The 19,071-nt window shown below is 43.4% G+C and carries 13 protein-coding genes; 8 read left to right on the forward strand and 5 right to left on the reverse strand.

All coding sequences use genetic code 11. The features are described 5' to 3' along the window. Window positions 1–258: 258 nt before the first annotated feature. Window positions 259–1,761, reverse strand: a complete 1,503-nt coding sequence (gene gppA / locus MHN81_RS12035) for a guanosine-5'-triphosphate,3'-diphosphate diphosphatase (RefSeq protein WP_023399076.1) — start codon at window positions 1,759–1,761, stop codon at window positions 259–261. Between the two features lie 30 nt (window positions 1,762–1,791). Continuing rightward, a complete protein-coding gene (rhlB, locus tag MHN81_RS12040) occupies window positions 1,792–3,075 on the reverse strand; it encodes an ATP-dependent RNA helicase RhlB (protein ID WP_023399075.1) in 1,284 nt (427 codons plus the stop codon). A 92-nt stretch (window positions 3,076–3,167) separates the two neighbouring features. Between rhlB and trxA the strand changes: the two genes are divergently transcribed. From trxA to MHN81_RS12055, 3 genes are all read left to right on the forward strand, one after another. Next, entirely contained in the window at window positions 3,168–3,494 is a 327-nt protein-coding gene (trxA, locus tag MHN81_RS12045) for a thioredoxin TrxA (protein ID WP_023399074.1), read from the forward strand. A gap of 207 nt (window positions 3,495–3,701) precedes the next feature. After that, complete coding sequence (gene rho / locus MHN81_RS12050) at window positions 3,702–4,961, forward strand: transcription termination factor Rho (protein WP_023399073.1); 1,260 nt, start codon at window positions 3,702–3,704, stop codon at window positions 4,959–4,961. A gap of 131 nt (window positions 4,962–5,092) precedes the next feature. Then, window positions 5,093–6,370, forward strand: coding sequence for a methyl-accepting chemotaxis protein (locus MHN81_RS12055; RefSeq protein ID WP_023399072.1), 1,278 nt, complete (start codon window positions 5,093–5,095; stop codon window positions 6,368–6,370). Here MHN81_RS12055 and MHN81_RS12060 read toward each other — a convergent pair. Continuing rightward, the gene (locus MHN81_RS12060; RefSeq protein WP_239425817.1) at window positions 6,347–9,172 is read right to left on the reverse strand and encodes an ATP-binding protein; all 2,826 of its coding nucleotides are present in this window, start codon (window positions 9,170–9,172) and stop codon (window positions 6,347–6,349) included. The two genes, MHN81_RS12055 and MHN81_RS12060, sit on opposite strands and share 24 nt — an antisense overlap. A gap of 92 nt (window positions 9,173–9,264) precedes the next feature. Between MHN81_RS12060 and MHN81_RS12065 the strand changes: the two genes are divergently transcribed. Then, window positions 9,265–9,867 (forward strand): DNA-J related domain-containing protein, encoded by a 603-nt coding sequence (locus MHN81_RS12065; protein ID WP_023399070.1) that lies wholly within the window; start codon window positions 9,265–9,267, stop codon window positions 9,865–9,867. Window positions 9,868–9,883: 16 nt separating this feature from the next. On the opposite strand, the gene dbpA is transcribed toward MHN81_RS12065, so the two are convergent. Beyond that, window positions 9,884–11,266 (reverse strand): ATP-dependent RNA helicase DbpA, encoded by a 1,383-nt coding sequence (gene dbpA / locus MHN81_RS12070; RefSeq protein WP_023399069.1) that lies wholly within the window; start codon window positions 11,264–11,266, stop codon window positions 9,884–9,886. A gap of 218 nt (window positions 11,267–11,484) precedes the next feature. Between dbpA and MHN81_RS12075 the strand changes: the two genes are divergently transcribed. Together MHN81_RS12075 and MHN81_RS12080 are read left to right on the forward strand one after the other, a co-directional pair. Beyond that, window positions 11,485–12,894, forward strand: a complete 1,410-nt coding sequence (locus MHN81_RS12075) for a M20/M25/M40 family metallo-hydrolase (protein WP_023399068.1) — start codon at window positions 11,485–11,487, stop codon at window positions 12,892–12,894. 85 nt (window positions 12,895–12,979) lie between these two features. Next, complete coding sequence (locus tag MHN81_RS12080) at window positions 12,980–13,756, forward strand: sel1 repeat family protein (protein ID WP_023399067.1); 777 nt, start codon at window positions 12,980–12,982, stop codon at window positions 13,754–13,756. Here MHN81_RS12080 and MHN81_RS12085 read toward each other — a convergent pair. Continuing rightward, window positions 13,741–16,356: an EAL domain-containing protein gene (locus MHN81_RS12085; protein ID WP_023399066.1), complete on the reverse strand. Its 2,616-nt coding sequence runs from the start codon at window positions 16,354–16,356 to the stop codon at window positions 13,741–13,743. The two genes, MHN81_RS12080 and MHN81_RS12085, sit on opposite strands and share 16 nt — an antisense overlap. Window positions 16,357–16,644: 288 nt before the next feature. Here MHN81_RS12085 and ubiD point away from each other — a divergent pair, with 288 nt between their 5' ends. After that, complete coding sequence (ubiD, locus tag MHN81_RS12090; RefSeq protein WP_239425818.1) at window positions 16,645–18,120, forward strand: 4-hydroxy-3-polyprenylbenzoate decarboxylase; 1,476 nt, start codon at window positions 16,645–16,647, stop codon at window positions 18,118–18,120. 142 nt (window positions 18,121–18,262) lie between these two features. Beyond that, window positions 18,263–18,976, forward strand: coding sequence for an NAD(P)H-flavin reductase (gene fre / locus MHN81_RS12095; RefSeq protein ID WP_023399064.1), 714 nt, complete (start codon window positions 18,263–18,265; stop codon window positions 18,974–18,976). Window positions 18,977–19,071: the final 95 nt, after the last annotated feature.

Below are 19,071 nucleotides of genomic sequence, written 5' to 3' on the forward strand. Positions count from 1 at the left end.
CGAAGTGGAGCGCCATATTAACCGCTTCACTTTTAAAGTCAACTAGAAAATTTAATTTTTCTTAATTAAGCTTTCCGTTTAACTTTGACCTTCACTTTGCCTCTTGCTTTTCAGCGTGTTGCCCCGTGTCAGTGGGTGCGCATTATAGGGAGATTTAAGATTGGTGCAAGCGTTTTTTTGATAAAAATACAAAAAAACGCTCAACAGCATAAAACACAACCAAAACCCTTTGTTTTAGTGCATTTTTTAAGCAGAAGCTTATTCACTTTCTACATTTAGAAGCCATCCGCATTTTTCTTGATATCGCGCTTCTTGTTCTAATTCGCTGCACATAAGAGGATGTTCATCTAACCAAGTTTTAGGCATCGTCAGTGTCAGCGTTTCTGGCTCTGACGCCGTCAGGAATAATTCTGGTAAAACATCATCCTGTCGACGCATAGATAAAATTACACCTATGCGCAGCAATCGTATCAAGACTTCAGCTAAATGTTGATTAACACCCAACGTAGAAAACGAGTCGGTATCTATATCAAGACGATGACAGCTCACCAAAGCAGCAATAAGCTGTTTTTGCGCACGCGTATACCCGGGCATCACACTATTATTGAGTATATATGCACTGTGAAGGTGATACTCTTTGAAATCGATCAATAAGCCAATTTCATGCATCACAGATGCTGCTTTAAGCGCATCGCTGCCAAAACGCATATCTACAGACCAGTACCCTTGGAGTTGGTTTAAGAAACCATTGCTAATTTCATAAACTCGCTGTGCTTGTAAGTTATCGACATGATAGCGTGCCATAAAACAATTGAGAGTGCGTTTTCGAATGTCTGCAACACTCAAGTCTTCAATCATACTGTACAACACACCTTCACGCAGTGCACCGCCTGCCAAACCCATATATTCAATTTCTAAAGATTCGAACAAGGCAATCAAAATTGCGAGGCCTGATACAAATACTAAGCGTCTTTCTTCACTCAGCCCGGGAAGGTCGAGCTGTGGAATTGTTTTACATTCGCTTGCAAGCGCCTTGATATCGTATAGTTTGTCCAGTGACAGATATTCATCTAGGCCAAGTGCCGAGAAAATTTCCTGAATAGCCTGCACCGTACCCGAAGCGCCTATCGCAAGCTCCCAACCAACCTGTTGGAATGCGGTGACATGAGGAGCAATTGTATTTTTTGCAGCTGCAATGGCGCTGGCAAAGTTTTCTTCACTTAATTGGTCATCTTTGAAAAACTTTTCTAGGTAAGTAACACATCCCATATTAAGGCTGTGGTAAACCTCCGCATCAAAGCCTCTACCTATGACAACCTCTGTACTTGCGCCACCAATATCCACAACCAGTTGCTTGCCGTGACATGCCGATGTATGTGCCACCCCTTTATAGATAGTACAAGCTTCAAGTTCACCACTAATAATTTCTATTTTATGGTTCAGTATACTTTGTGCTCGCTGTTTAAATTCATCAGCATTCACAGCCAAACGCAATGTCGCTGTTGCAACAATCTTTATATTTTGCGCTGGAATATCCTGTAGTCGCTCAGCAAATAAAGACAGACATTCCCACCCACGCTCCATCGCTTCTTGTGATAAAACATTTTGTTCATTTAGCCCGGCAGCTAGCCTAACTTTGCGTTTCACTCGGCCAATCGTATGGACTCCGCCCGCCATATGCTTTGCAATAAGCATATGAAAACTATTAGAGCCCAAATCAATGACGGCATATACATTATTTAGTGGTGAGTTGTATCCCACGCTTGTAACCTCTACTTACCTTTACTGCTTTTAACTGTGCTTAGGCGATGATTTTTGGTAATTACCTTGACGTCTAGAATTACCACGTTTCCTTTGACCAGCAGGGTAGTTTCTACGATGCTGCTTTACTGGTGCTTTTATATCATCTAGTAGTGCAGACTTATCGTAATGAGAAATTGGAATAGCATGTTCAATATACTCTTCTATCTCATGTAAGTTGTATGCATACTGCTCACACGCAAAACTAATTGCATGTCCAGAAGCACCAGCTCGCCCTGTACGCCCTATGCGGTGTACGTAGTCTTCTCTGTCATCTGGTAAATCAAAGTTAAATACATGACTGACTTCAGGAATGTGCAACCCACGCGCAGCAACATCTGTTGCAACAAGCAAATCTAAATCACCTTTAGTGAACTTAGCTAAGATTGACAATCGCTTCTTTTGATTCACATCGCCTGTTAACAAGCCAACTCGATGCCCATCAGCTTTTAACCACTCGTACACGTTTTCACAACTATGCTTGGTATTAGCAAACACGATTGCTTTATCTGGCCACTCTTCCTCGATTAGCGTTAAAAGTAAAGGCAATTTGTCCTCTTGTGAGGGTTGAAATAATTCTTCTTGAATTTGTTTGCCAGTTTTAACATCAGGTTCTATTTGCACATGTACCGGGTTGTGCATGTGCTCAAATGCCAACTCTTGAACTCGATAAGACAACGTCGCAGAGAAAAGTAGGTTCATGCGATCTTGCGTACCAGGCATGCGATTAAACAAATAACGTATGTCTTTAATAAAACCAAGATCAAACATACGATCTGCTTCATCTAACACAACAACTTCAATGCTATTTAGGTTAAAAGCTCCCTGTTTATAGAAGTCAATGAGCCTTCCCGTCGTGCCAATTAAAATATCGACACCTTTTTCTAGCTGTGCCCGTTGTTTTTCATATTCTTCGCCACCATATACTAGTCCTAGTTTTAAATTACAGTGCGGTGCGATGATTTGAGCATCTTTGTGAATTTGTATTGCAAGCTCTCGTGTCGGAGCCATTATAATGGCGCGCGGCTGTACCGAAGTTTGCTGCTCTGGTTGCGATTGCATTAAACGATGACAAGTCGCGGTCAGGAACGCCAATGTTTTACCCGTTCCTGTTTGCGCTTGACCCGCAATGTCCCTGCCTTCACATACGTAAGGCATACACTTTGCTTGAATTGGCGTACAATATTCGAAGCCATTCGCTGTTAAACCGGCGACCACTTCCGGTGCTAAAGCAAAGTCTGAAAATTTCGTGTTGGTCAAATGTGTCTTAGTCATAGCAATAAAGCATAACGTTTAAACTTGCAATAAGAAACAAGAGTGTTTAAATACGCACTAAATAATTCGCCAAATTTCTATCGGAGAACGTAATGAGCGACAAAATAATTCAATTAACTGACGATAGCTTTGAAGCTGACGTACTAAATGCAACAAGCCCAGTTCTTGTGGACTTTTGGGCAGAGTGGTGTGGTCCATGTAAAATGATCGCGCCAATTCTTGATGAAGTAGCTGATGAGTTCGATGGTAAAGTAAAGATTGCCAAGCTAAACATCGACCAAAACTCTGGCACGCCAGGTAAGTTTGGTATTCGTGGTATTCCAACGCTACTTCTTTTCAAAGATGGCGCGGTTGCTGCGACTAAGGTTGGCGCACTATCTAAAACTCAACTAGTTGAGTTCTTAAACGAAAACGTTTAAAAAGCAATAAAAACCCAAGTACCGCGTATTTGGGTTTTTACTTTTGCTGACTAGCGGCAACTAAAAGATAAATGGATTTATTTTTTGTATAAAGACTGGACGACTCGCTAGCTAGCTGCTAACTTATAGAGCCACTAACCTTTTATCGAATATCAACTCAATCCCTCGTGCGACGAGAAGACAACGTTAATTAAAGAACCCACCAATATGCATTTACGCGAACTTAAAGACAAGTCAATAAATGAGCTTGTAAAACTTGCCGAGTCAATGGGACTCGAAAACGTAGCCCGTCTAAGAAAACAAGATATAATCTTTGCGATTTTGAAAGCGCACGCAAAGAGCGGCGAAAACATCTATGGCGGCGGTGTTTTAGAAATTCTCCAGGACGGTTTTGGCTTTTTACGCTCTTCCGAAGCTTCATACCTAGCGGGGCCGGATGACATCTATGTATCGCCGAGTCAGATCAGACGCTTTAGTTTGCGTACTGGTGATTCAATTAGCGGTCTTATCCGTCCACCTAAAGATGGCGAACGTTACTTTGCATTGTTAAAAGTAAATGAAGTCAACTTTGATAAGCCTGAAAACTCTCGAACTAAGATCCTATTTGAAAACTTAACGCCAATTCACGCGAATGAACGTTTAGTTATGCAACGTGGTAACGGTAGTACTGAAGATATCACAGCTCGAGTTTTAGACCTTGCATCACCAATTGGTAAAGGTCAACGTGCACTAATCGTTGCACCACCAAAGGCTGGTAAAACAATGTTACTACAAAACATTGCGCAGTCTATCTCTTACAACAATCCAGATGCGACATTGATGGTACTACTGATCGACGAACGTCCGGAAGAAGTAACAGAAATGCAGCGCTTAGTACAAGGTGAAGTCGTTGCTTCAACCTTCGATGAGCCGGCGAGCCGTCACGTACAGGTTGCTGAAATGGTGATTGAAAAAGCAAAACGCCTTGTAGAGCATAAAAAAGACGTGGTGATCCTACTTGATTCAATCACTCGTTTGGCACGTGCTTACAACACAGTCATTCCTTCTTCTGGTAAGGTACTGACTGGTGGTGTTGATGCTAACGCACTACATAAGCCAAAGCGTTTCTTTGGTGCAGCGCGTAACGTAGAAGAAGGCGGTAGCTTAACCATTATTGCAACAGCACTTATTGATACTGGTTCTAAGATGGATGAAGTCATCTACGAAGAATTTAAAGGTACTGGTAACATGGAATTGCACTTAAATCGTAAGATTGCTGAAAAGCGCGTATTCCCTGCAATAGACTTCAACCGTTCAGGTACACGTCGTGAAGAACTATTGACTAAACCTGATGAACTACAAAAAATGTGGATCTTACGCAAGATTGTACATGAAATGAGTGAAATAGATGCGATGGAGTTTTTAATCGATAAGCTCTCAATGAGTAAAACAAACGATGAGTTTTTTGACTCCATGAAACGCAAATAAAAAAAACCTGCTTCGGCAGGTTTTTTTTTACCATTCTTCAGCTTGGATTTAGTTCTAAATTAGACTATACCTATTAATCTAATTGGAAAAAGTTTCTAGTTTTTAAACTCATAGAAAGGAGTATCAAGTATATGCGTTTAAACGTCGGTGTCATCAGTACCACGTGCGCCAACATTGTTATCACAGTACTTTGCGCTGTTTATTTTGATTTTACTTTAACAGCTACACTTCTCTTATGTACCTTAATGCTCCTCAGCGCCGTGCTTATTTATTTCACGATTTCAAAGTACATTAATAAGGGGAATTATCTTGATGACCTAATTAATGCGCTGTTGTCAGAAACTCATATTGACTTAACTTATAGATTTGATGATCAAGATAAAAAGCTGCCTCCAGCCTGCCTAGCTCTCAATGCCGGACTCGCAACCATAGAACATTTGATCTGCGAAGTGTATACCTGCTCAGCTAGGTTGGGCCCTATGGCTGATGACCTTAGGGACACTTACGCTTCTATGACTCAAAAAGCGACTATTCAACACGCACATGGTGAAGATTTAGCTGAGTCGATAAATCGTATGCTAGTTGTTTCCAGAGAACTAGATGAGAACCTAGAAAAGATTTACAACTCTGTCGAAAGCGCAACCGAAGCGGTCAAGAAAACGAGAATTGATACCGACAAAAGCCAAGAAAGCTTGCTTAGCCTTGCTAACCATATTCGTCAAACTAGCCAACAAATTGAAGTGTTAAAAACAGACAGCGATTCAATTAGTGCCGTGATCGATGTCATCAACTCAATTGCCGAACAAACCAATTTATTGGCACTAAATGCCGCCATTGAAGCTGCTCGCGCAGGGGAGCAAGGGCGTGGTTTCGCAGTTGTTGCAGATGAAGTGCGAAATTTAGCAGCTCGAACAAGCCAATCTACGCAGGAAGTCCGTACTATGGTGAGCAAAATCCAAGCTGGTACGGATAGCGCGCACTCTTTAATGCTGCTTGCTTTAGAGGAAACGGATAAAACAGTTCAGCTGTCTGAAGCCTCAACCAGAGAAGTGGATCAAATAGAGCATGCTATGTTGGATATTAACGCGATGTCTCACAGCATTCATACTCAGGTATCCCAGCAAAAAGAGGTATCAGATGAGGCTCAATCCAGTATAGAGTCCATGGTTGAACTCAACTCTGATGCTTTATCTAGCTCCAAAATTCAGGCTGTATCGAGCAAAGACTTACTGAACTTATCTTCAAGCATCCACGAAAAGCTCAGCATTTTTAAAACGGAAACGCCTGAACCAGATATAGATCCTCGAGTTGATAAAAGTCGTGCGCATCAGCCAACCGTCAGTGCTGAAAAAACGCAGCCGATGCACATCGAGGAAGATCAGGAATCAAGTGACATCGAATTGTTCTGAATATGATTGCACTTTGAGTTCATCGCACAAAATCAAAAATAAGTCTTGGTATTGTGCGCTGTTTTGCTCTTTTAGTGCTTGCTCGAATTGCTTTGCAATATCTGCGATTGGCGTAAAACCAAATACGGATGCCGCTCCTGCTATTTTATGGCAGTGGTACTGTAAACCGTCGTAGTCACTTTCCTGCCACAAATCTATGAGTTTATAGCGCTCTTGTTCAAGAGTAGAAGCAAAGCTCTGCTTTAGATCAGTCATATCCAAGCTCATGTCTGTATCATTGAACTTTTCAACGTATTCACCCAGCTCAGCATGCAACACCGCAACCAGCTTGTTATGCTCAATCGGTTTGCTTAGGTGACCATCAAAGCCATAATCCAGATAATAACTGATCTCGTGTTCCATTACGTTTGCCGTCAACGCATAGACAGGTCCTTCGAACCCTGCTTGACGCAATAATTTTAACGCCTCTAAGCCGTCCATTTCTGGCATTTGTATATCCATTAGCACCAAATCAGGAAAACTGCTAAGGCACTTTTCAACCGCCTGACGTCCATCAACAGCGGACTCAACCTTAACACCCAGCTGACATAGAATCCGCTCGAACAATGCGCGGTTATCATCGTGGTCTTCAGCCACTAAAACTTCGCCATTAAACATCGCTCCTAGCCCTATTTGTGGTATCCGCTCTGACACCTCATAGCTTGATGCATTCAAACGCGTGCATGGCAACCAAAAAGAAAATTGACTGCCCACATGTAATTCACTGACAACCCGGATTGTTCCCCCCATCATGTTTGCCAGTTGCTGTGACAGGCTTAGCCCCAACCCAGAGCCACCAAAACGTCTTGTAATACTATTGTCGCCCTGCTGAAAGTAGTCGAATATCTTGTCTAGCTGCGATTGAGGCATACCTATGCCCGTATCACTTACCGTAAATAGTAGTCCATTCTCAGAGTATTCCGCTATTAATTCAACATGGCCCTCACGGGTAAACTTAATCGCATTGCTCAATAAATTGATAAGTACTTGTTTGACCCGAACGTAATCTAAGCAAACCAAACATGGGCTATCTAACTGGTGGTCAACGATCAGCTCAAGGGACTTTTCCATGCAGGGGTGATGGAACATATCTGTGACATCAGTGAGCAATGCCTCAACATTAAACTCCGTCATCTCTAGTTCTAATTGCTCAGCTTCTATTTTGCTGAGATCCAATACATCGCTAATCAGCTCCTTTAAATGTTCTCCCTGCCTCACGAGCACTTCCAATGGCTCCCTTAACTCAATGTTTCCCTGATTTTCACGCAACATGTTTTCACTATAGCCAAGAATCGCAGTAAGCGGTGTTCTGATCTCGTGGCTAATATTGGCTAAAAATTGACTTTTTATCTGGTTAGCACTGCGCAGCTGATCTGCTGTTTTTTGCAATTCTGCGGTACGCTGTGCGACTTCATGACGAAGGTCCAGCTTAGCTTTTCGTTCGATACTGCGCCGATACCATGCAACCAAGGCCAAAAATGCAAAGCCAATGACTAAGCAACTCATCCAAATTAGCTGTTGTTGCTGTTGCCGTTTCAGCACTTGTAGTTGTTGATCCTGTTTCAATTGAGCCAGCTCTCGACTCAGTTCACTTTCTTCAAATTGAGTTTGATACTTTTCAGCTTCTTCTATTAAGGTTTGATTTAACAGCTCAGCACGTCCTTTGTTATATTCTGCCAATATGGAAAGTGCCTGTGCAGTTTCCCCCTGAGCAGATTTGGCCAACGCAAGTAACGACATCGCTTTGTACTCACGCAAAGTTGCACCTAACTTTTTACTTATTTCCATACTGCGCTGAGAAGACTCCATTGCAGACAAGGCGCGACCATTAATTAAATCGAGTTGTGCCCGCACGTGCAACGCTTCCGACATATTAGATAAATTTCCCGATTTTTCTGCGTAGTAAACCGCAAAATTTACCTCTGCTTCCGCTCGCTCCACCTCTTCGAGAGCAACACTGACTTTTGCTAAGTTTGTATATTCGTATGACAAGTGTTTAATATCATTTGCAGCCTCATAGTAATCAACGGCTTGTTGCAATAGCACACGCGCCTCTTCATAGCGCCCAGTTTGAGTATATACCACCCCCAAGTTTGCTTGAGAGAGCGCTAGACCATAACTGTCTGAAAGTTCGTTAAAAAGTCTGATTGCTTTTGCAAGTAACTCCTCCGCTTTTTCATAGCGCAGTAAGCGAATATACACACCGGCGATATTCAGGATAATATCTGCTTCATCCTGTTTATTGCCGTGTGTTTGATAAAGAGAATACGCCTGTGTAAAAGACGACAATGCATTGACTAAGTCATGCATTTTCAAATACGACAAGCCTAAATTATTTTGAATATGCGCAATCTCTATTGCTGGCATGTGTGATTGTGCGAGGATCAGTGCTCTGGCATACTCTTTCTGTGACGCCGCAAATCCACCAGAGTGATACCAGCCAATTCCTTGCATTTTAATCGCTTGAAACAGCAATTCCGGAGACTGCTCCACGTTAACCGCAAGCTCTAGCTCTTTGAAATAGCCAATACCATCATTCAAATGCCCAGCTTCAAAGGCGAGTTTCCCCATTTGTTTTAACAAAGACGCCCGTTGCTCTGACGCCAGTTGAGGGTGACTTAAAAGTTGTTCCGCTGCCATTTTTTGCTCTTGCCAGCGCCCTAACTGAGCAATATTTTCCATTTGCTGCTCCAGTGACCGTATATCACTTAAAGGCTGTGATGCAGTTGCCTGGACACCTAAGCTCAGTATCACTATCAACATGCAACATGTCTTTATTAATGCCATCCGTGTTAACCCTAATTTGCAATAGCGTAATATTTCATCAACAATATCTTAGGCAATGAAGATACACTATGTTTACAGAACGAACAATGACCAACCCATTACTTGATGCTATTTTTGAAATTATCACTACTGGCGAGCATTTAAAGATCCATGAGCTAGCAGCTCAGCTAAAAGCTAAGAAAGCGCTTCCTATATTAGACCCTGACCCTCACAAAGAGTTGTTTAAGAAAAACTTTTTAATCATGAATGCGCTCTATCAGCTACAAGATGAATTACACACCTGCGGTTATACTTTGCATGTCTCAAACCTAGATATTCATATACAACCCACACAGCCAATTGACCTCATACCAGATATTCAACCAGCAGCGACGAGGGATCCACTTAAAGCGTATTATTTAGATTGGAACAATTATGAAACAACTAAAGAAGAGGTTGAATCTTTATTGAGTGACTTCTGGCAAAAGTACCTACACACACCTGCACGTTTGACTGATAAGGACAGAGCCAACTTACAAATTAAGTGGCAACTTCCCACTCAGTACACTGCCGCCCAGTTGCAAAGGCGCTGGCGGCAATTAGCCATTGCCAATCATCCAGACAAGGGCGGTTGTACCGCGGTTTTCCAACAACTAAAACAAGAGTATGAGCAGCTTAAAGGCACACTTTAAGCTGCTCATATTAACGTTAAACTAAGCGCTTCGCTTTAACGCGTTTGCCTTTTATTTTATCCGCTTGCAATTTGCGAATTGCTGGCTTCACGGCATCGCGGTAAATCGCTACATATGCTTGATTGTCTTGTACCGAAATATTACCTATATGTGCTGAGCCAATACCATTCTCTCCGGTCAAGCAACCGACAATATCGCCCGCTCTGATCTTTTGCTTTTTGCCCACATCGAGTATCACAGTTACCATGTTTGGCTTGTATACTGGCTTGTCTAACAAGCTCAATGGAGGCGTTGGCGACGGATTAAATTCTCGCTCATACAATTCACTTAGCTGGGTAACTTTAAACTTTTCGTTTTCTCCATACAGTGAGCAAGCAAAACCTTTCTTGCCACCGCGACCAGTACGTCCTACTCGATGCACATGGGTTTGTGGGTCGAGGGCCATATGATAATTCACAACCATATCAATATCTTCGATATCCAACCCTCTTGCAGCCACATCTGTTGCAACCAATACAGAGGCACTTTTATTGGCAAACCGCAAGAGCATTCTTTGGCGCTCTATCTGAGCGAGATCACCATGCAATACAACCACTTGCAGACCCGTTTGCTGTAATTCAGTGTATAGCTTTTTGGTTTCTACTTTGGTATTACAAAATACAATGCAACTTTCTGGTTTATGCTGTAGGAGTAACAACTTCAAAGTGTTAAAGCGCAACTTATTGTTCTTTAAAGCGAAAAACTGCTGCTTAATTTGTTTGTTAAGTGTTTCAGTTTCACCTTTAACCAGAGTTGGTGATTGCATAAAACGACCAGAAAGCTGTTCAATGTCTTTTGGATAAGTTGCACTGAACATCATAGTCTGGCGTGTTGGTGGCACATACACAGCAATGTTTTCAATGGCATCAATAAAGCCCATTTCAAGCATTTGATCTGCTTCATCTAAAATGAAATGACTGACTTGGGTGAGGTCTAACGTGCCTTTAAAAAGGTGCTCTTCAATCCGTCCTGGTGTACCTACAATAATATGCGCACCGTGCTCTAGAGAACTAATTTGCGGCCCAATCGGCTCGCCGCCACAAATTGTCAGTACTTTCACATTCGCCAGTGACTTAGCTAGTTTACGTACTTCTTCCGCTACTTGCGAAGCCAGCTCTCTGGTAGGCGCAAGGATCAAACCTTGTGTTTGCTGTACGCCCGGCTTGAGCTGTTGCAACATTGCCAAGCTAAATGCCAATGTCTTACCAGATCCCGTTTTTGCTTGCGCAACAACATCTTTACCCTCTAAAAGCTCTGGCAAAGCTTGCGCTTGAATTGGCGTCATTTTATTAAAGCCCGCTTTGGATAGTGCCTCCATAAGCTCTGAGCGCAAAGAAAGGTGAGAAAATAGCGAATTCACATGAATGTCCTGACAAATCAAATTGCAGTAATTTTAACAAACATCTGCTACCTAGGTATACAACCATATACTTTCAGCATTTTAGCCATTGTGGCAGGTAGTCAGGGCATAAATACAACTTATCTACAGCTAGTGTCCATGCAATTCATCTTATTAACGTTTTAATCAAAAAGTTTCGATGTCAAAATGAAGCTTATTTTATCTATCAAGGATTAATCATGAAACATGCATTTCGTACGCTGATAAAATCCAGCTTACTTCCGCTTGTGACACTGTGTGTGAGCCAACTTGCTCAAGCACAAGAATTTACAAAAGCAGAGCTAGAGATGGTTGAAAAAGTGCGTGAACACGCCCACAACAGTAATCTTAGCTGGCAATTAGTGGAATCACTTACCACTGAAGTCGGCCCACGTCTTCCGGGCACTGAAAATGACAAAATGGCTGTTGCATGGGCCAAACAAAAGTTTCAACAACTTGGCTTTGACAAAGTGTGGTTGGAACCTTCCAAATTCCCAGAGTGGCGCCGTTATCATGAGTCAGGCTTTATCTTGACCCCAAGTAAACAGCCCCTTCATCTCACAGCTTTGGGTAACAGCATCAGTACACCTAAAAAAGGCCTGACAGGTGAAGTGGTATTATTTGAGACGTTTGACGAGCTCAAGGCTGCGCCTGCGGGTAGCCTGGAAGGGAAAGTTGCCTTTATAAACTATCGAATGAATCGCGATATTGATGGCAATGGATATGGCCCAGCCGTGAAAGCGCGTAACAAAGGTGCTGTTGAAGCAGCTAAAAAAGGCGCTATTGCATATATGATGCGCTCTGTCAGTACCAGTCATCACCGCTTTGCCCACACAGGTGGTAGCCACTACACCAAAGGCATCACGAAAATTCCAGCGACCGCGGTTGCCAATCCAGATGCCGACCAGCTGGCACGTCTGGTAGCCTTGGGTAAGCCTGTGCAAGTTGAGCTAAATATTCAGACTGAAGATTTGGGCGAAGGCACAAGTTATAACGTCATCGGTGAGATCACCGGTACTAAATACCCTGAGCAATATGTATTGCTTGGTAGTCACCTAGATTCGTGGGATTTAGGAACTGGCGCACTCGATGATGGAGCTGGCGTTGCACTGACTATGGCGGCAGCAAAACACATTGCCGATCATACTCAACCCGAGCGCAGCATCCGCGTCGTCCTATTTGCCGCAGAAGAATTGGGCCTATGGGGAGCAAAAGCCTACTTCAAACATTATGAAAAACGTCTCGATAATATTGTTGCCGCTGCAGAATCTGATTTTGGTGCAGATGTCGTATACGCGTTTGAATCAAATGTAAATGCCGCATCGTTACCCGTGGTGAGAGCTATTGCTGAGCAATTAAAACCGCTAGGCGTTAAATACATTCGCAAAAATGAAGCACGTGGCGGGCCTGATCTGATCCCGTTAAAACAAACTACTTCGGCACCGATTTTCGACTTACATCAGGTGGGAACAGATTATTTTGACTACCACCACACTGCTGACGACACGTTGGACAAAGTCGATCCAGAAAAACTCAAACAAAACACTGCTGCATACGCAGTATTTGCTTTGATGGCTGCCAACGCTGAAACCAAGATGGCAGGTAAGTAACCTAGCTTTATGCCAAGACAAAGGCATGATATCTTTGTCTTGGCACGTTACATAATGATAATTCAAATCAACCACGGAGCTGGCGATGATTAAACACGCAATCTTTCGATCTCACGACATCATCTCTGAATTACTAAGTCGCTACAAAGCTATTGTTATCGCATTTATTATCATTGCTTTTTGTGCCCACTGGATTGCTAAACACCAGCGCACACAGCAGCTACAGTACACCTGGTTAGAGGCACCAAAAGTGGATGATGTAATTATGGTCGATATAGGTAAAATGCAGACTGATCGTGTCTATCAGGCACAGTACCGCATTGCCCAAGTCATCGCAGTCAATGACAATCAACTTACACTCAAACAAGGTCGCTACACTTACGCCAGAAAACGAGATGCAAGACGTGCCATTCAACTCGATAACTTAATGGTGGATGATTACTTCCAAGCGCAGCCTTGGCATATCCCAAGATCACAAGTCATGCCCTATTATCAAAGCGGTGCCATTTACGCCGCGTATCGCCCCAATGATATCTATGTGCTGGGTGGCATTGTTAAGCAGCGTGCCTTGCCTCACTTTCCAAAACACCAACGTGCAGCTTTATCCGCAGAAAATAGTCAAGGGATAGGCTTGTACCAGCGCGGTGAGCTAGTCGCTGCCAGAGAGGCCTTTGAACTTGCAGCAAAGAACAAAGATCAATGGGGTATGTATAATTTAGCAACCATGCTCATAGCAGCAGAGGGCGGCGAGCAAAATTTGCAGCGAGGATTTGAGCTACTCAAATCAGCCAGTGCACAAGGTAACGTAAAAGCCAAAGAAGCACTTAAGTCCTTATGCACACTGCATCAAATTTGTGAATGATCTGTTCGCGTTTGATATTTTAATAAAAAAGCTTCAAATTCGGCGGCACTGCTCGGCTTAGAGTGCAGGTAACCTTGGGTATAGTCACAACCTAGCTGCTGCAATAAGGCGAGCTGAGCAGGTGTTTCAACACCTTCCGCTATCACGATGAGATTTAACTTACTTGCCATTGAAATGATCGCACTTATGAGGGTTTTATCTTCTTCATCATCAGGTAAATCTTTGATAAAAGCGCGATCTATTTTGAGTTTAGACAATGGAAAACGCTTCAAATATCCCAGTGATGAATAACCAGTGCCAAAATCATCGATCGCCAGCCCCACGCCCATCACACGTAATTGCTCCAACTGACGCTCTATATCATCAGAATTATCAGCCAGTACCGTTTCTGTGATTTCGAGGGTCAAACACTCCGCAGGCAAGCTAGTGTCTCTCAATACTTTCTCTACCAATGCCACCACATTTTGGCGCTTAAACTGCGTGCTCGACACATTGACCGATACAAAAAATGGCTGCTGAGTCTTATTGAGCCAAGCTCGCGCCTGTGCACAGGCTTGATATAATACCCACTCTCCCATTGCCATGATCAATCCTAACTCTTCGCTAATGGGAATAAAGTCGACTGGCGAAACCTCTCCTAACGTATCATTATGCCAGCGCAGCAGCGCTTCACAGCCCAACCGATTGTCTCCAACAATGGGCTGATATACAACTCGCAGTTCTTGATTAGCAAGCGCTCTGTGCAACGCTCCTTCTAGTTGGCTACGCGCTTTGGCATGCTCATGCATGGCCGTGGTGAAAAACTGAAAACAATTGCGGCCATTTTCTTTTGCTTTATACATCGCGCTATCCGCATTGCGTAACAACACTTTGCGGTCTTCCCCGTCATCGGGATAAAAGGTGATCCCCATACTTCCGGACACATAGGCTTCATGGCCTTCAAGATGAAATGGCGCGCTCAGTGCTTTGAGCACCTTTTCCGCGACTTTCTCCATATCACTGATCAGCTCCATGTCAGGCAATAACAATGCAAATTCATCTCCACCTAATCGCGCAACAGTATCTGAATTTCGGGTACACTCGCGGATACGGTTTGCAGCTTCAATTAACAATAAATCGCCAATATGGTGCCCTAAGGTATCATTCACCGCTTTAAATCTGTCTAGATCAATAAAACATACTGCCACTCGAGTTTGTTTACGCTGCGCCTGGCCTAAGGCAATGTCGAATTTTGCGTGGTAATGATGACGATTAGCCAGACCTGTTAAGTTATCAAAATTCGCCTGTTGCCACATCAGTTGTTCATTGCGTTTGCGTGACGTAATATCATTAAAAAGCGCGACATACATATCTATATCGCCGTGCTGATTAAATACCGCAGAGACCTGTAACCAACTGGGATATACCTCGCCGTTTTTACGTTTGTTCCAAATCTCTCCTTCCCAGTGTCCCCGCGAACTCAGCGCATCATACAGTTGCGTAAAATAAGCGGTATCGTGACGCCCTGAGTTAAAAATAGCGGGCGTTTTTCCCATCACTTCTGGACCGGTAAAACCCGTTATATCGGTGAATGCCCGATTGACCATTTGAATACAGTTGTCTTTGTCAGAAACCAGAACCCCTTCACTGGTTGTTGAAAATACCGTACTGGCAAGTCTTTGTTCTTTTTCATCCGCTAGGCGCTGGGTGATGTTTTGCAACAAATAAATATGACCATATAGACCTCCATCGTGATCCATTACGTCGGTTTTACTGATCTCAACATCTAAAGTGCCAAAGTTGGTGGTGATTTGGCACTCTTTTGGCTCAAATTGAATTTGCTCCAAGCAAATGCACTTTGATAGTACTTCCACAATCGCCTTACCATCGAGCTCCCCCATATCTTGATAGGCAGCTCGATTGGCCGACAGCACTTTATCATTCACGTCGGTAAATATGAGATAATCACCAATGGCATCAAATATCGCATTCAGTCTCGCACGATGGAATTCAGAGCGTTTTTTCGTCTTGCGCAGCCGTAAAAACCCCCAACCCAATAATAAGGTTGTTCCGACAAATATCCCCATCACGCTACTGAGTAAAAAGACTTGTACTGTGCTCGCGTGTTTTATTTCTTGTGTTTGCTGAGCAACTTGTTGCTCCAAGTTGCTCTGATAGTGCCAAAGTGCTTGCTCAAGTTTACGCCGCTCGCTCACATCTTGGATGACAGAAAAAAGCAGTGCACTACCGTCTTCATCCATAAAAGGAGATGAATAAACAGACACGGTGCGATTTTCACCTGACGCTAAACGATGCTGAAAAATAAAGTAGTTACGCCCTTCATTAAGTGCTGAGAGACGTTCTTTTTCCACTTGCTGTGGAGAAAATTGATTAATCTCTTGAATATGTAAGGCTTCGAGCTGCGCTTTGTTATAGCCGTAAAAATCCGCCGCAGCTTGATTGGCACGGACGATTTTGCCACTACCGGGCTCGATCAATAACATCACGGCACTATGGTTATCAAACACCTCGCTCGGGAGTGTTTGTGATAAGACTTTAGGCGCATGCAGCCCAATACAAGCGAAGAGCAGTCGCTGTGCTATTTTTGTTATTTTCCTCAAGCCGCCTCCACCCAATACCCGTCGACTCTCACAGAATATAGCCTATACACTAGGGCATTGAAACTAAAGAGTGAGTATCATGAAGAAAAATATGATCAGTGTTAAACCAATTACTTATTAATACTTAATCGGATGAAGTGACCCAATTACCACAACAAACGTATGCTATCCGTTACAAATAAATTCACCTCGTGTGACATCAATGGACTATTTGAGTATGTGCTGGTTCGAGGGGAATTGATATACTCAACCATACCGAGAAGCGTACTCACTGCGTAACAGGCAAAAATGAAATATAAAGACTTAAGAGAGTTTATCGAGTTGCTGGAAAAGCAAGGTGAACTCGTGCGTGTCAGCCAACCAATTTCTACTAAATTAGAAATGACAGAGATCGCCGATCGCACACTACGTGCTGGCGGCCCCGCTATTCTGTTTGAAAACCCTGAAGGGTTCGATATTCCCGTACTCGCAAATCTGTTTGGCACGCCCAAACGTGTTGCCATGGGCATGGGCCAAACCGATGTCAGTGAATTGCGTGAAGTAGGCAAGTTGCTGGCGTTTTTAAAAGAGCCTGAGCCACCAAAAGGTATCAAAGAAGCAATTGGCCAGATACCTGTTTTCAAGCAGGTACTTAATATGCCTGCCAAAGAGGTTAAAAAGGCCCCTTGTCAGCAAGTTGTGCTCACAGGTGACCAAGTAGACCTTACCAAGCTACCAATACAGCACTGCTGGCCAGGTGACGCTGCACCACTCATTACTTGGGGGTTAACAGTCACTAAAGGCCCGCATAAGAAGCGCCAGAATTTAGGTATTTATCGCCAACAATTGTTAGGCAAAAATAAAATCATCATGCGCTGGTTATCACACCGCGGTGGTGCGCTTGATTTTCAAGAGTGGTGTAAAGAGCACCCAGGTAAACCTTATCCAGTGTCGGTCGCATTGGGCGCCGATCCTGCGACCATATTAGGTGCGGTCACACCTGTACCTGATACACTTAGCGAATATGCTTTCGCGGGTTTATTGCGCGGTAGCAAGACAGAAGTCGTCAAATCCATTTCCAATGACCTGCAGGTCCCAGCCAGTGCTGAAATTGTCCTTGAAGGTTATATCGAGCAAGGTGAAATGGCACCTGAAGGGCCATATGGCGATCATACTGGTTACTATAATGAAGTCGACGACTTCCCAGTTATGACGGTGACCCATATAACTCATCGCGAAAACCCTATTTATCACAGCACGTACACGGGTCGTCCACCCGATGAGCCTGCCATTTTGGGTGTGGCGCTGAACGAAGTCTTTGTGCCAATTTTACAAAAGCAATTCCCTGAAATTGTCGACTTTTACTTACCACCCGAAGGCTGCTCATATCGTATGGCAGTCGTGACGATGAAAAAACAATACCCAGGCCATGCCAAGCGCGTGATGATGGGTGTCTGGTCTTTCTTACGCCAATTCATGTACACAAAATTTGTCATAGTGTGCGATGACGATGTCAATGCGCGCGACTGGAATGATGTCATTTGGGCCATTACCACACGTATGGATCCCGCCAGAGACACCACCATGATAGAGAGCACGCCAATCGATTATTTGGACTTCGCCTCGCCCGTTTCAGGCTTAGGTTCTAAAATGGGTATGGATGCAACCAACAAATGGCCAGGCGAGACAGACCGAGAATGGGGTGTGCCAATTGTGATGGACGACGAGGTTAAACGTAAGGTCGATGACATATGGGATAGTCTTGGGATCATGGACAAGACGTGATCTCGGCAATCAATGCGTACTATCTGACTGTGATTGTTTACAAATTAGGTAAACAATCACCAAAGGCGATATATCAAAATCGCGATTAAATATGTTACAGTGCGCATACTTTCGCCAAAGTGCTTATTAATTAAGGTTCGAAATGCAAACACTAAAAGCGCGTGTAGAGGCTATTTCCCCTCTCACTGAATTTGTTCATAAAGTGCTGTTAAAGCCACAACATGATGCAGAATTTTCTGCAGGTCACTATTTACAACTCGTGCTTGGCGAGAAAGACAAGCGTGCCTTCTCAATTGCCAGCAGCCCATCTAGAAAGCAAGAGCTTGAGCTGCACATTGGCGCTTCTGGCGCAGATTCTTATGCGATGCAAGCACTCGATCACCTAAGAGAAGCACATAGTAACGATGCCGATGTTGATTTAGAAGTTGGCTTAGGTGTGTCACAGGTTCGCCCAGAGCAGTCAAGACCTTTAGTATTACTTGCTGGCGGTACTGGCTTTTCTTACGTTAAATCTATGGCTGACTACCTTGCAGAAATCAACTATGACCAACCAGTACTATTTTACTGGGGTGTAAAAGAAGAAGCTGCATTATATGCAAAAGCAGAAATGGAAGCTTGGGCTAACGGAAAAACAAACTTCCAGTTCATCCCTGTGGTAGAGAATGCGTCTGACGATTGGACAGGTCATACAGGTTATGTACACCAAGCAGTGATGAAAGACATCGTATCACTAGAACCATATAGTGTTTATATGGCTGGTCGATTCGACATGATCGGTATTGTCCGCGATGACTTTATCAATCATGGCGCACAGCGCGACTTTATGTTTGCGGATGCCTTCGCATTTATCAAGTAATGCATTTTAATGCGCGGTTATCCAGCCGCGCATACTCATTGAAAAAACCAATCAAAGCGATATAAATAATCAATTTTAAAAATGATTAAGGGTTG

It is taken from the genome of Pseudoalteromonas sp. Of7M-16 (assembly GCF_022347805.1).
GTDB lineage: Bacteria > Pseudomonadota > Gammaproteobacteria > Enterobacterales > Alteromonadaceae > Pseudoalteromonas > Pseudoalteromonas luteoviolacea_F.

Coding starts and splice junctions, on each gene's coding strand:
- ubiD (WP_239425818.1), top strand. CDS start 16,645: ATGAAATATAAAGACTTAAGAGAGTTTATCGAGTTGCTGGAAAAGCAA.
- MHN81_RS12080 (WP_023399067.1), top strand. CDS start 12,980: ATGATTAAACACGCAATCTTTCGATCTCACGACATCATCTCTGAATTA.
- MHN81_RS12065 (WP_023399070.1), top strand. CDS start 9,265: ATGTTTACAGAACGAACAATGACCAACCCATTACTTGATGCTATTTTT.
- trxA (WP_023399074.1), top strand. CDS start 3,168: ATGAGCGACAAAATAATTCAATTAACTGACGATAGCTTTGAAGCTGAC.
- rhlB (WP_023399075.1), bottom strand. CDS start 3,075: ATGACTAAGACACATTTGACCAACACGAAATTTTCAGACTTTGCTTTA.
- MHN81_RS12060 (WP_239425817.1), bottom strand. CDS start 9,172: ATGTTGATAGTGATACTGAGCTTAGGTGTCCAGGCAACTGCATCACAG.
- MHN81_RS12075 (WP_023399068.1), top strand. CDS start 11,485: ATGAAACATGCATTTCGTACGCTGATAAAATCCAGCTTACTTCCGCTT.
- fre (WP_023399064.1), top strand. CDS start 18,263: ATGCAAACACTAAAAGCGCGTGTAGAGGCTATTTCCCCTCTCACTGAA.
- rho (WP_023399073.1), top strand. CDS start 3,702: ATGCATTTACGCGAACTTAAAGACAAGTCAATAAATGAGCTTGTAAAA.
- MHN81_RS12055 (WP_023399072.1), top strand. CDS start 5,093: ATGCGTTTAAACGTCGGTGTCATCAGTACCACGTGCGCCAACATTGTT.